We start from the raw sequence: 13,051 nt of genomic DNA, 5'->3' as shown, positions 1-13,051 counted from the left end.
TCTTATCCTTTCCTTCTAATAATACTCATTACTCATTACTCATTACTCCTTCCTCATTACTCCTTCCTCCTTCCCAAAACAAAAAACCCCGGCGATTAACCGAGGTGTAGACGAGGAATCCAAATGTCGTTCGATGGGAGATACCGATGAGAAAATAAAAGTTTTTATTTACACCGATGTCAGCTAATTCATACCAGAGTCTGACATGGTTGGGCTGAAGTCGCTCTAGCATTTGTTAACTTCTGTAAATATAATAAACATATATATTACAATTCGTCAACAATGCTTGACAAAATATTTTTTGTGGTTACAGGGATTGCAAATTGCAAATTGCTAAAAGTAAATTGAGCTACTTTTTCTGGACATATTCCTGAACGACAGTCAAAGCATCGGTGGGAATTTCGGTGATGATGCGAAAGGGGAAAGCTTCTGTGGAAGCGGATTGGGCATAGTCGGCAGTCAGAAAGATGGCGTATTCCTTGGCTTGTGGTGTGAGTTGGGCTGCCATTGCCAGAACTACAGCTTTAGTGAATTGGCGAATATCCTGGGCTTTTTCATCAACAATTTCATCCCCAGAGTAGGGGGTTGAGGCTCTTCCTGGTTGATCGAGGGTGACGGAGGGGTCTTTGACGCTTAAATGGGTGCCACCTAGGATGGCAACTAACCATTTGGGTGAGGGAATTTGCTCGAAGGGAAAAACTTGTTCTACTAAAGCTGGGGTAGTTTTATCTGCGGATGCGGCTAAGACGAGGGTGGGTACTTGGATTTTGCTCAAGCCGCTGTCACCAAACATCAGGGAGGTGGTGGGGTTGAGGGCGATCGCGCTTTTCACCCGTGCATCTCGGAATTGGTAGGTATTTTCTGGTAATTCCTGGGCAATACACTGAATTCCTTCTCCTAAACTCAAGGTCGCTAAATTGCTTTGACAACGTTGTTTGAGATGTTCTAGCTGTAATTCTGCCCCACCGAGGGATAATGCTGTGCTGCCTCCGAAGGAATAACCTAATACGAGGGTGTTATCCGTAGCTAGTTTTCCCTGGAGAGGTGAATCCCCACGGGTATTTAATTTTGCCAATTCATCTAGGAGAAAACTGATATCTCGTGGGCGCTCCCGGAATTCCTGGGGTTGCATTAATCTATTTTTTCCAGCCAGTGCCCTGTAGGTGTTATTACCGTTACTTCCAGGGTGTTCCAGTGCCGCAACCACATAGCCATGGGAGGCAAGATGTTCTGCTAAATACTTGAGTTCTGTTTTCACGGAACCCAAACCATGGGTAAAAACTATTACAGGCTTTTCTGGGGTGGCAGCCTCTGACCAATAGATATCTACGGGGATTTTTCGCCCTCTCTTACTATCATCTAAGGTCAAATTTAATACTTGAAACTGAGCCTTTCCCGCCTGACTGGGGTCAAAAGGTAGGGAGAGAGAGACGGAACGATGGGCTAATTTTGGGGCGATCGCCACCATGAATTGTTGAGTTCGCCAAAATCCCAGATTCAGATTACTAGTAACTCGAAATGCCTGGGCTAAATCAATCTCTAAACGCTGGCTGGGATAATTAGCAATAAAAGATAAAATCGACAAACCCTGCTTGTCGGTAGCACCTAACACCAAAGCTGCCCTCAGAGCCGGCACTGCGGCAGTATCTTCCCGTTGGGTGACAGCTGCTAAATCCCGGAGAATCGTTGTGCCAACTTGCGTATTTAATAATCTATTCATGGCAACCACACTAATGGGTAAATTGGTGCGTAATGCCTTGATGATTAAGTCTCGTTGGGCGCTGGAGAGACGATTCGTATATATTCCGTAGCCCGCTGGAAATTTTCCGGTTTCCGCAACCTGTTTTAAATCGGCAACAGATATGGATTCCGCAAAGGAACCAAACCGCACCACAACTTTCTCTGCTGCTTGCACCGACGCAAACAAGCCCCATAAATACATAAAGATGATGCCACCCAAGCCATTAGCAAATATCTTGAGATGCTTGCCGCCTATTCTCATAAATTTTGCTACCTTTCTTTTTCTTTAACTAGCAAAAATACTTAGCCAATGGGCAAGGATTATATATCTAATGGCAGGCTCCTGTCCAGGGTAGATTCGGGGAGATTGGGATAAATGATGGCTGACTTCTGACTTGGTAAGGAATGGCGATCGCCGCTCTATCATCCCTCTTCCCCCGCACTTCCCTAACCTTGTAAATTCGCCTGTTCCTGCAACCATGGATCCACTGGTTGTCCATCTTTGCGACGCAGTTCAATTTCAATCGCTATCACTTTCTGAGAGCCAGGAGGGGCGGGTTTTTGGCGGAATAGGATATCATAATCGGCAGGGTTTTGATTCTTCTCTTTCAGCCAATCTTGCACCTTGGTAATGGCAAACAAAGATTGCCCCTGTTCAAACATCCGAGTAATCTGCATTTGTAAGGATAGAGGATTTAAACGACCCATTCTTGACCACCTAAATAGTTATGTTGGGATTTTATTCCTATCCAGTTTAGTTTATCGAAATTAATTTGTTTTGTTTTATAGATGAATACAGAGGATTTAAATAAAAATGGATAAAAAAACAGGCACTATCTTACTATTGATATTAGCATTGGTATTTATCGGGTTTGGTGATAGCTTCTTACCGAAACCATTGAGTGTAGCGAGTAGAAATACACGTAATACTATCAACCAACTTATAGTCGGATTCTTTCCCAGTTGGCAACCGAAAGTTAAGCCCCAGGAAAGGACAAACAAAGCAATAGAAGAAACAGAGAAGTAAAGTCAGTTCCAATAAGACCTAACTCTTAGTTAGGATATCAATCATGCTAACCATTCAAATTCCTCAATGACGTGACCCCAGACAAAATTTGCGCCATTATCGAAAAATTCCAAGCCAACACAGAAACCACTTAACTACAATCAAAAGCTATGTCCTAACCCCCAGTCTCTCTCCTTGATTCAGGAAAGAAATTGAGGGTGAGATGGAATTACCGGAATGATTCCGTACTACTAAGCTTTTTTCAGCCAGCTGAACATAGCTCGTAAATCTTTACCGACTTCCTCAATAGGATGTTCGGCTTCTTGGCGACGCATAGCGGTGAAACCGGGTTTTCCGGATTGATTTTCTAAGACGAATTCCCGGGCAAACTGTCCCGATTGAATTTCACTGAGAATTTTCTTCATTTCCGCCTTGGTTTGCTCAGTGACAACACGGGGTCCACGGGTATAATCGCCATATTCCGCAGTATTAGAAATACTGTCACGCATTGTCGCCAAACCACCTTCCACTACCAAGTCAACGATTAATTTGACTTCGTGGAGACATTCAAAATATGCCAATTCCGGTTGATAACCAGCTTCGATGAGAGTTTCAAAACCAGCTTTAATTAAAGCACTCAAACCGCCACAGAGAACAGCTTGTTCACCAAACAAATCGGTTTCTGTTTCCTCACGGAAGGTAGTTTCCAGGATACCAGCACGGGTACCACCGACACCTTTAGCATATGCCATAGCGCGATCGCGTGCCTGTCCAGTGGCATCTTGATAAACTGCAAATAAACAAGGTACACCTTGCCCTTGTTCATAGGTGCGACGTACCAAATGTCCGGGACCTTTGGGTGCTACCATGACCACATCCACATCCGCAGGGGGAACCACTTGCCCAAAATGGATATTAAAACCATGGGCAAAGGCGAGGATATTACCTGGTTTTAAGTTGGGTTCGATTTCTGTTTTGTAAACAGTTTTTTGGACTTCATCGGGCAGCAAAATCATAATCATATCTGCTGCCGCCGCCGCATCTGCCACATTCTTAACGGTTAACCCAGCTGCTTCAGCTTTCGCTGCTGACTTACTGCCCGGATATAATCCGACAATAACATTCAAGCCACTATCTTTAAGATTGAGGGCGTGGGCATGCCCTTGAGAACCATAACCGATAATGGAGATGGTTTTTCCAGTCAAAAGGTCTAAATTTGCGTCCGAGTCGTAATACATCCGAGCCATAGGAGAGTCTCCAGTCAGCAAGCATCCTGTTTAGTGAAGTCATCAATCATTAATCATTTGTCAAGAGACTTGGCAAATAATTAGTTATAAAGCTTTTGATTGCAGACTTGTTATTTTACCGGATTACGTTCCCCTTTCTCTAACAAATTTTCTCTAACCTGTAAATATTGGCATCTGGTGATTTGCCTGATGAGATTCTTCTATTCCTCTAAACGTTACATAAATTGCAACGAAGCCGGGGAATGAGAATGCATCAGCCATACTAAAAATTATCAGAATTTATGGCGATATATGAGCAGTTTTAAACAATTTACCTATCAATCAACTTGGCTGTTATCTTTACTTCTTGGAGGTACAATTTTTACCAGTTGTGCTGCCAATGAAATTTCCCCAGGTAGTAATCGAGCCGTACCACCAGGTACAGTTGTCGCCGATACCGCAGTCCAAAATACTACACCCACGAATGCACAAGCAGCGAAATCATCAGTTCCATCTTCTCAAGCAAAGCGCCCTGCTGCCAAGTTAATCAAAAAAGCATCAATGATGTTAATAGTAGACTCGGTGGACAAAAGTGTAGAAAAAATTTCCCAGATAATTAATCAGCAACAGGGGGATTTGATTCGTTTACAGGAGCAACAGCCAAAAAATGAGTCTACTCGCCATACAGCGTCTATCCAGATGCGAGTACCAGCGAATTTACTCGATCAGACTTTAGATGAGTTGGAAAAACTGGGAACGGTGAAGAGTCGCAATATTAGCGCGGAAGATGTGGGCGATCGCCTCGTTGATATTCAAGCTAGATTAACGAATCTCCGCAAAACTGAGGCTAACCTGCAAAAAATTATGGATCGGGCAGGTTCAGTCAGAGATGTATTAAGTGTTTCCCAGGAGTTAAGTAATACTCGCCAGTCCATTGAGCAAATTGACGCTCAGTTAAAAAATTTACAAAATCAAGTTGCCTATTCTACGATTAACCTCAACTTAGAAGCTGCCGTTGCCAGTAACGCTCAAGGTAGAACCCTGGGTGTGCAAGTTCAAGAAACCTGGAATACTTCCACTAATTCCTTCGGTAAATTCATGGTGCGTTTACTGAAATTAGGTATTTGGCTAATGGTATACAGTCCCCTGCTGTTAATTGTTGCTGTTGCTGTATACACATTCCAACGCCGACGTAGTAATTCTCGACGGGTTGCATCCGCATCCGAGACAACCCAATCTGATTAAATTCTCCTTACTCCTTACTATACCCTGTGAAATTAGCCCGAAAGGTCAAAGTGAGAATCTGTATTTGCTGTCTGAATTTTGGCTAGAATCTGTGGTTTCATTTTTTCATATTCATTTTTGAGTAAATTTTTACTGAGTTGGGAATCACCTGTCGAAGTGATTGTATAACTCATATTTACCCATTCCTGTAAACGTTCGCATTGGGTAGGAGCAATAGTAGAAATTAGGATATGGTTACATTGCTGGGGATTTTCCTTAGCGAAAAACAAGATGCGATAGTAACTAATTTGTCCTAGCATATTAGCAATCTCTTGCCCAATGGGAGTTTTCAGGTCAAGGTAATAGGGCAACCATTTCGCACCATACTGACGGTTATAAATCAGGGTAATCCATAGGATAGTGGGATGGGGTGCGGTGATAAAAATAAATTGGTTATACCGTGTACAGACAAGACGCTTATGAATTTCCTCCTGGGGTAGCATCACCCACAAAGCAGGAGTGAGCTTACCACTGACTTTGATAGCTTGGGGAAAAACAATATCAGCGATGGGTTTATTGCTGGGCCAAGAAAGACGCTTGGCAATATCATTAGGAAATAGGGGTATATATTTATCATTGACATTCTCCTTGGGATGATTTTGAATCGCGATCGCCTGTTTAGGTGGTACTGCTTCCGGAACTTTTGCTTCCAGGGATGCAACTTGGGGTAATGCTGGAGGTGTAAGTACAGCAGTCGCAGCAGTTGTTTTTTTCTTGCGGGGAGGGGCTTGTAATTGTTCTAAAGATGTCAGGATTTGCAGAATATCAGTGATGCTTTGGGGGCGATCGCCAGGTTTTTTTGCTAAAGAACTCATCACCAAATCTTCCACTTCCTTGGGTAATTGTAAAGTGGGAGAAACTTCGCTAAAAGTTCGAGGGGGTTGCTTGTGATGTGCTTGATACCACGCACCAAAGGAATGGGTATCTGCAACTAGGGGCATTTTCCCCGTCAGCATTTCAAACATCATCACACCCAAACTGTAAATATCTGAACGATTATCTAGCTCTTTCCCCTCCATTTGCTCCGGAGAAGAATATGCCAATGTTCCCAGATAATAATTAGTCTGATTGCTATCTGCTTGCAATAACTTAGCAATACCAAAATCCAGAACTTTAACTAACTCTCCAAAACTGGCATCCTGAACTACCAGCATATTACTGGGCTTAATATCACGGTGAATGATGGAATAAACTTTACCATCCACAGGAATCCCTTCGTGAGCAGACTGCAACCCCAAACAAATCTGTCTCACCATAGACAAAAATCTGGGTAGAGATAAATGTTGTTTGCGGATAACACGGCTGAGACTCTTGCCTTGAAGATACTCCATCACATAATATGGCGTTGCGTTTTCATCAACTCCATAGTCCATGACTCGGACAATATGAATGCTTTTTTGACCTAATAAAGCACAGGTTTTTGCCTCTCTTTCAAAACGTTCCTGCAATCGCATTTTCTTGTTTTGAACAGATAAGGAGAGAAATTTAACGGCAACAGGTACACCTCCCAACAAAACGTCCTTTGCACGGTAAACTCTTCCCATCGCTCCAGTGCCAATTAATTCCTGAAGTTGGTAACGTTGGGCTAGTAAACGACCAATGTTGGGGTCTGTCATAGAAAATTTGCATCCCTAACTGCGGTTCTAATCTAGTTTGCCCAAATTTTGTTAGTCAATATTCATCAATTCCCAGAATCAAAAAGCACCCTGTTTTCCTACGGATAAATATGGGGTAAGTTGCTGCCTATCTGTTTTCCCGGAATCGGGATATTTCCCAAAACCTTAAAAGAAGCCAAGCAAATATGCCTTAGCTAGCAGACACTGGCAGGATTGAAAGGTAAAGAGTAGATAGAGCTAATCTCTCGATTTTCGACTTGATTCTGCTGTGATTAACAGGAGGTATAGTCTTGGCTAAGTTAAAGGTTGCCATTAATGGTTTCGGTCGGATTGGACGTTTGGTATTTCGTGCCGGCATGAATAACCCCGACGTTGAGTTTGTTGGTATTAACGACCTTGTACCACCGGATAACCTGGCTTATTTATTGAAGTACGACTCCACCCATGGAACCTATCAAGGAACTGTGGAAGCGAAAGCTGATGGGTTTGTGGTGGATGGTAGATTTATTCCCTGTGTCTCAGTTCGCAACCCAGCCGAATTACCTTGGGGTAAATTGGGTGCGGATTATGTGGTTGAGTCTACAGGATTATTTACTGATTTTGCTGGCGCTGCTAACCATTTGACCGCAGGAGCTAAGCGAGTGGTAATTTCTGCACCCACTAAAGACCCAGAAAAGGTGAAAACCATGGTGATGGGTGTCAATCATGATCAATTTGACCCCAGTCAACACCTGATAGTCTCTAATGCCAGCTGCACTACTAATTGTCTGGCTCCCATTGCCAAAGTCATCCATGATAATTTCGGCTTGGCAGAAGGGTTAATGACTACCGTCCATGCAATGACTGCTACCCAACCCACAGTCGATGGTCCTTCCAAGAAAGATTGGCGTGGTGGTCGTGGTGCGGCTCAAAATATTATCCCCTCTTCTACGGGCGCGGCGAAGGCTGTAGCCTTGGTATTACCAGAACTGAAGGGTAAGTTAACTGGGATGGCTTTTCGGGTTCCCACCCCTGATGTTTCGGTAGTTGATTTAACTTTCAAAACCGTCAAATCTACTAGCTACAAAGAAATTTGTGCGGCGATGAAGGCAGCAGCCCAAGGAGAACTCAAGGGTATTCTGGGTTATACCGAGGATGAGGTCGTTTCCACAGATTTTCAGGGCGATCGCCGCTCTAGTATTTTCGATGCTGGTGCTGGGATTGAACTGAATAGCAATTTCTTTAAAGTTGTGTCTTGGTATGACAACGAATGGGGCTACTCAAATCGGGTAGTTGACCTGATGTTACTCATGGCACAAAAAGAAGGAATTTCTTAATTGGGGAATGGGGAATGGGTAGGAGCTAATAAAAACCATGCCTCTACCTCTTTCCCTTTCCATTCTTAAGGAAAAATTCACTATCACACAGAACAATTATCTGTCGGTAAGTAGTGAACCAGTACTTCCATTAAGTTAGATACTATTGGACAGTCAACTACCATTTCTGATGCCTAGAATAGGTCTGGAGGCGACAAGTCTGAAATTAGTGAGTAGTTTGGGCAATCAGTAACAGTCCAGGAAAAATTACACTGAAGGAGGATGCTATGTCTAAAAATTTATTAGAACAGTTACGGGAAATGACTGTTGTGGTTGCGGATACTGGTGATATCCAAGCCATCGAAAAATTTACCCCACGGGATGCCACTACTAACCCTTCCCTGATTACTGCTGCCGCACAAATGCCAGAATATCAGGAAATTGTTGACCAAACCCTACTACAAGCAAAAAAAGACGCTGGTGCTGGTGCGACTCAAGCACAAATAGTTTCTTTGGCTTTTGACCGTTTGGCTGTCTCTTTTGGCTTGAAGATTTTACAGATTATCCCTGGTCGGGTTTCTACAGAAGTTGATGCTCGTTTATCTTACGATACTGAAGCGACTATCACCAAAGCACGGGAATTAATTGCTCAATACGCTGCTGCTGGTATTGGTAAAGAACGGATTTTAATCAAAATTGCTACTACCTGGGAAGGTATCCGCGCTGCGGAAGTTCTCGAAAAAGAAGGTATTCACTGTAATTTGACACTTTTATTCGGTTTACATCAGGCGATCGCCTGCGCTGAAGCTGGTATCACCCTAATTTCTCCCTTTGTCGGACGTATTCTAGATTGGTACAAAAAAGAAACCGGACGGGATAGCTATCCCTCTGCGGAAGACCCCGGTGTATTATCTGTTACCCAAATCTACAACTACTACAAGAAATTCGGCTACAAAACCGAAGTTATGGGCGCAAGCTTCCGCAATGTGGGTGAAATTACTGAGTTGGCAGGTTCTGACTTGCTGACCATTTCCCCTGCTTTGTTAGCTGAACTGCAAGCAACGATTGGTGAATTACCTCGTAAACTAGATCCAAGCAAAGCCGCAGCAATGTCTATGGAAAAATTACACATAGATAAAGCTACCTTTGACAAGATGCACGCAGAAGACCGTATGGCATCAGAAAAGCTAGATGAAGGTATCAAAGGTTTTACCAAAGCTCTAGAAACCCTAGAGCAGTTGTTGGCAGATAGATTAGCTGTTTTAAGCAAAACACCCGTTAGCGCTTAATACTGTTTTTTGCCATCGTCTCTAAATTTTGCTGAAAATCATCGAACCTGACTTCCACAAGTCGGGTTTTTTTATAGGCAAAGAAATGAGCCATCAAACTATGCTCATAATTGACCACCACTTTCCGTATATTAACTGAACCATTTACCCACCAAGTGTCAAGTTATTAGTCATAACTTAAACAATAATCCACCTCAACTTCATCTTTTTTCTCTGTAGAAGAATTAATATGGTGTTTGTAGTGATACACAGACACGCTCAGCTACGCAAATAATTGTCCATATAAAGGAAATTATTACCAGAGTGCTAAAAAGCTGTTCCACAGCTGAACCATCTTTTAAAAAAAGTATTTTGCTGCCAAACCAAACGGAGACTTTAAGATGAAAAAGATTACAAAAACCCTACTTATTGGCGCTTCTCTTGCAGCTGGTATGAGCGCGATCGCCCCTGCTCAAGCTGGAACCCTCACAAATGTGACTATAGGTGGTACTAATGCAAGTGACTACTATGTTTACGATGCAGATACAACCAGTACATTTCGAGTTCAGAACCCTACAGCAGCAGATATACAGAAAGTTCTAAGTGGTGATAAGAACAGTCCCACTGGTAACATCGAATTGGCAGCTAGCAGTGAACAGACTGGTTTCGATTTTGCAAAAAATACCACATTGACTGGTAATATCGGTGGACAAGCTCTAACCCTCAGCAGTCTCACGTCGAGCGACTGGACTAGTAACTACAAGAATACTGGCAAAACCTTGGGTAGGCACTGGTTTGATTCTGCTTTAACTGCTAATGGTTTTGGTTCTCTTGTTAGTACAGCAGCAGGTACCGGTTTCTTCAACGCTTTCCAAAATAATGGTGGTTTCCAACGTTTTAGTGATCCAAATATTTCCTACGTCAACCAAGACGACTCTACGGGTTTAATCAGTATCGGACTAGCTGGACACCTGAACGCGACTTCTCTACTATTACCTTACTTTGATCTGTACGTTAATAGTTTGAGTGGTCCTCAGAAACTATTAGCTCAGGGTTTGAGAGGACAGTTAGCAAATTCTACTATCAGGGCTAGTGAAATTGTCAAATATACATATAACGGTACAACAGACTACCTCTTCGGTTTCTCTGCTACCGATTCCAAGCTAGTTAACAACAAAGGAATTGGTGCAGATAATATATCCCACAATGGTAACTACGAAGTTTCCTTCCAAGGTATTGTTCCTCCTAGAGAAACCCCCAAAGCTACTCCCGAACCTTCTGTAATGTTGGGTATGCTAGCTGTCGGTGGTGTCTTCGCTGCTCAACGCAAGCTGAAAAAAGCTGCCCAAGCATAATTCAGACAACGGTAAATCAAAAACTGAGTTAAACTTCCAGGAGCAATTCGCTCCTTTTTTTCTCTTTCTAGGATTGCTTGCCTGAGACAACTCACTGGAAAATAGGGCAGGGAGAAGGAAAATAGTGAAAACTCTTGAATGCATCTGATAGCTTCTTGCCTAGCAATTCAGATGAGATTAGGACATTAATTAATCATCAAATCATGACAGGGGTTTCCCCATCTACCACCTATCCCTCACCATATACCCGTACTTTCATGGAGTTAGCCTCAGTTAGCATCATACCTCTTTAATAAGAGTGACTCTGATTGCGTAACTATACATACATTATATAGTTAAAATTTTTACTCAAATGTTTGGCAAATAATATCTTGAAAAACCAGATAAGTCAACTATCATCGGTTTTTTCTCTTTTCAAAACACTAAAAATAGTGAGTAAAATATAGACGCTTGATTTATGTCAAGGATAAAATGTACATTATAAAAATCCCTTAAGGGATAACTTGCTCCTCCTCACACAAAAATCCCCAACAAACAACATCTCTCGAATAGACGAGGTATTTCTCAGTGTATTTGATAGAACATTTGACACATCAATACTAAATTGATTGACAAATGACGTAAAAAATGCATCTACCATTATTCCGGCTGTAATAGCTGATAAAACTATGTTTTTTGTTGATTTTTGTCCTCTTAACTGCGCCTACTTTACTCCTAAAGTCCCAGTTAAAATAACACACAAATTAAATATATACATCAATAAAAGTTTAATTTTTTATTAATTTTATGCTGTAGGATGATGTTATTCTCTATAGATGGGAACAAGCATAAGTTTACCTTATGAAATAAACAATGGTTATGTCTATGTTAGTAACGATTAGGGGTTCAGGCATCAAGGAGTGGCTACTAGTTGATATTTTGTGTTTTTATCAGCAAGTTTCTTCATCTATTTCCACGCAAAACTATTTACTCAAATACTTGTCAGTGATCACAAAAAAGGGTAAGGAGATTGCTTTACTAGTTGCATGAACCTATTTCCTGGTTTACCCTAGCAAACTATCATTGGCAAATAAAAAGACAAAATGAAATAAATGCCTTTGCAGTTAGCTTTTCAGCATGATAAAACTGCATATTTATTTCACCCCATGATGTCAGCAAATTTTATTTTGAGATGGCAGCAATCTCACGATCGTAAATTTTCCGATTGACTTGCTTTCATGATTGCTAAAATCTTCAAAAAATGATGATTCCTGTTTATCAGCAATTCTCTGAGGCTGGAAGTTGAGTCTCGGCGATATTGCTAGATGATAGGATAGTTACTGTAATAAATAAAACTTGATTTATATTTTTTTATTGTCACCTAGATGAATAGGTAAAAATGACAGCAAAATTACTGGCTAAACAGTTCCACTTTCAGTCTTATCATCGCAAAAAGATTTTATTGGTTGAGGATAACGATATCAATCGTATGCTGATGAGTGATTGTTTGAGATATTATGAATATGATGTCCAAGACTTATCGGCAGGCAGTAATTGTGTAACGGTGGTAGAGAAATTTAAGCCTCAGTTAATTTTGCTAGATTTAAAATTACCGGATGTTGATGGGTATGTATTATTAGAACAACTTCACAAGCTCTATAATATACCGATAATTATTGTTTCTGCTTTTGCTTTTAAAGCTGATCAGGAAAAGGCTAAGAATCTTGGTGCTAAGCGTTATTTTGTGAAACCAGTGAATTTAAATGAATTAGTAATGGCGATAGAAGAGGAAATTGTTTGTTGTCAATTATAGATATAATATCAAGCAATTACTCTGATTTTTGAGTAATGATAAATTCTTCAACGCTATGACTCAGATGTTGAAAGGAGTTACCAATTTCAGAGATTTTTCTTTGTGCTTGAGCTAGCATTAACATTGCTGTTTGTAATTCTTCCATCGCTTCTGCCATTGCATCACGATATTTGTTTTCAAAATCTTGGATATTCATTAGTTTGTCGGATAAATTTTGTTTTTGATACTGTTTATCTTATCAAAGTGGCATATATGCAATAATCCGTTGATACGCTGAATATCTCCCAAGGAATAAAAATCCGCAATCATGCCGATTAATTGAGAGAGAAAGTCGGTATTTTATTTATTTTTTACGTATAATAATCGACGAATAACCTTGAATAGATGAGAGAATGGTGAATTTCCTGGAATGAATTCAGGAATGCGAATTAATCTTAAAGGAGAAAGGGGAAGTGTAAAATCAAGAAAA

At 41.3% G+C, this 13,051-nt stretch carries 12 protein-coding genes; 6 read left to right on the top strand and 6 right to left on the bottom strand.

Annotated elements, in window-relative coordinates:
* Positions 1-28 precede the first annotated feature (28 nt).
* The 3 genes from IJ00_RS28065 to IJ00_RS02310 all read right to left on the bottom strand — a co-directional run bounded on the left by IJ00_RS28065 (position 29) and on the right by IJ00_RS02310 (position 2,448).
* On the bottom strand, positions 29-232 hold the full coding sequence (locus IJ00_RS28065; RefSeq protein ID WP_144415966.1) for a hypothetical protein: 204 nt from the start codon (positions 230-232) through the stop codon (positions 29-31).
* 117 nt (positions 233-349) lie between these two features.
* Positions 350-2,002, bottom strand: coding sequence for an alpha/beta hydrolase (locus IJ00_RS02315; protein ID WP_035149668.1), 1,653 nt, complete (start codon positions 2,000-2,002; stop codon positions 350-352).
* Positions 2,003-2,187: 185 nt separating this feature from the next.
* Positions 2,188-2,448 (bottom strand): hypothetical protein, encoded by a 261-nt coding sequence (locus tag IJ00_RS02310; RefSeq protein ID WP_035149665.1) that lies wholly within the window; start codon positions 2,446-2,448, stop codon positions 2,188-2,190.
* A 106-nt stretch (positions 2,449-2,554) separates the two neighbouring features.
* Between IJ00_RS02310 and IJ00_RS02305 the strand changes: the two genes are divergently transcribed.
* Positions 2,555-2,767: a hypothetical protein gene (locus IJ00_RS02305; protein ID WP_035149663.1), complete on the top strand. Its 213-nt coding sequence runs from the start codon at positions 2,555-2,557 to the stop codon at positions 2,765-2,767.
* A gap of 230 nt (positions 2,768-2,997) precedes the next feature.
* Here the strand turns inward: IJ00_RS02305 and ilvC are convergent, their stop codons facing one another.
* Positions 2,998-3,993 carry a ketol-acid reductoisomerase gene (gene ilvC, locus IJ00_RS02300; RefSeq protein ID WP_035149661.1) on the bottom strand — a complete coding sequence of 332 codons (996 nt, stop codon included), beginning with the start codon at positions 3,991-3,993 and terminating at the stop codon, positions 2,998-3,000.
* Positions 3,994-4,284: 291 nt separating this feature from the next.
* On the opposite strand from ilvC, the gene IJ00_RS02295 reads away from it, so the two are divergent.
* Positions 4,285-5,217, top strand: a complete 933-nt coding sequence (locus IJ00_RS02295; protein WP_035149658.1) for a DUF4349 domain-containing protein — start codon at positions 4,285-4,287, stop codon at positions 5,215-5,217.
* 32 nt (positions 5,218-5,249) lie between these two features.
* Here the strand turns inward: IJ00_RS02295 and IJ00_RS02290 are convergent, their stop codons facing one another.
* Positions 5,250-6,872 (bottom strand): serine/threonine-protein kinase, encoded by a 1,623-nt coding sequence (locus tag IJ00_RS02290; RefSeq protein WP_035149656.1) that lies wholly within the window; start codon positions 6,870-6,872, stop codon positions 5,250-5,252.
* A gap of 290 nt (positions 6,873-7,162) precedes the next feature.
* Here IJ00_RS02290 and gap point away from each other — a divergent pair, with 290 nt between their 5' ends.
* The 4 genes from gap (at position 7,163) to IJ00_RS02270 (ending at position 12,582) form a co-directional block, all read left to right on the top strand.
* The gene (gene gap, locus IJ00_RS02285) at positions 7,163-8,188 is read left to right on the top strand and encodes a type I glyceraldehyde-3-phosphate dehydrogenase (RefSeq protein ID WP_035149653.1); all 1,026 of its coding nucleotides are present in this window, start codon (positions 7,163-7,165) and stop codon (positions 8,186-8,188) included.
* Between the two features lie 266 nt (positions 8,189-8,454).
* Positions 8,455-9,456 (top strand): transaldolase, encoded by a 1,002-nt coding sequence (locus IJ00_RS02280; RefSeq protein ID WP_035149652.1) that lies wholly within the window; start codon positions 8,455-8,457, stop codon positions 9,454-9,456.
* A gap of 380 nt (positions 9,457-9,836) precedes the next feature.
* On the top strand, positions 9,837-10,790 hold the full coding sequence (locus tag IJ00_RS02275) for an NF038130 family PEP-CTERM protein (protein ID WP_035149649.1): 954 nt from the start codon (positions 9,837-9,839) through the stop codon (positions 10,788-10,790).
* Between the two features lie 1,378 nt (positions 10,791-12,168).
* The gene (locus tag IJ00_RS02270; protein WP_035149646.1) at positions 12,169-12,582 is read left to right on the top strand and encodes a response regulator; all 414 of its coding nucleotides are present in this window, start codon (positions 12,169-12,171) and stop codon (positions 12,580-12,582) included.
* A 16-nt stretch (positions 12,583-12,598) separates the two neighbouring features.
* On the opposite strand, the gene IJ00_RS02265 is transcribed toward IJ00_RS02270, so the two are convergent.
* Positions 12,599-12,778: a hypothetical protein gene (locus tag IJ00_RS02265; RefSeq protein ID WP_035149643.1), complete on the bottom strand. Its 180-nt coding sequence runs from the start codon at positions 12,776-12,778 to the stop codon at positions 12,599-12,601.
* Positions 12,779-13,051: the final 273 nt, after the last annotated feature.

This window comes from Calothrix sp. 336/3 (assembly GCF_000734895.2).
Classification (GTDB): domain Bacteria; phylum Cyanobacteriota; class Cyanobacteriia; order Cyanobacteriales; family Nostocaceae; genus 336-3.
The sequence above is the reverse complement of the archived record's forward strand: the minus strand, read 5'-3'. Positions and strand labels throughout refer to the sequence as shown.

Coding starts and splice junctions, on each gene's coding strand:
- IJ00_RS02295 (WP_035149658.1), top strand. CDS start 4,285: ATGAGCAGTTTTAAACAATTTACCTATCAATCAACTTGGCTGTTATCT.
- IJ00_RS28065 (WP_144415966.1), bottom strand. CDS start 232: ATGCTAGAGCGACTTCAGCCCAACCATGTCAGACTCTGGTATGAATTA.
- IJ00_RS02315 (WP_035149668.1), bottom strand. CDS start 2,002: ATGAGAATAGGCGGCAAGCATCTCAAGATATTTGCTAATGGCTTGGGT.
- IJ00_RS02290 (WP_035149656.1), bottom strand. CDS start 6,872: ATGACAGACCCCAACATTGGTCGTTTACTAGCCCAACGTTACCAACTT.
- IJ00_RS02280 (WP_035149652.1), top strand. CDS start 8,455: ATGTCTAAAAATTTATTAGAACAGTTACGGGAAATGACTGTTGTGGTT.
- IJ00_RS02270 (WP_035149646.1), top strand. CDS start 12,169: ATGACAGCAAAATTACTGGCTAAACAGTTCCACTTTCAGTCTTATCAT.
- IJ00_RS02265 (WP_035149643.1), bottom strand. CDS start 12,778: ATGAATATCCAAGATTTTGAAAACAAATATCGTGATGCAATGGCAGAA.
- IJ00_RS02305 (WP_035149663.1), top strand. CDS start 2,555: ATGGATAAAAAAACAGGCACTATCTTACTATTGATATTAGCATTGGTA.
- IJ00_RS02310 (WP_035149665.1), bottom strand. CDS start 2,448: ATGGGTCGTTTAAATCCTCTATCCTTACAAATGCAGATTACTCGGATG.
- IJ00_RS02275 (WP_035149649.1), top strand. CDS start 9,837: ATGAAAAAGATTACAAAAACCCTACTTATTGGCGCTTCTCTTGCAGCT.
- ilvC (WP_035149661.1), bottom strand. CDS start 3,993: ATGGCTCGGATGTATTACGACTCGGACGCAAATTTAGACCTTTTGACT.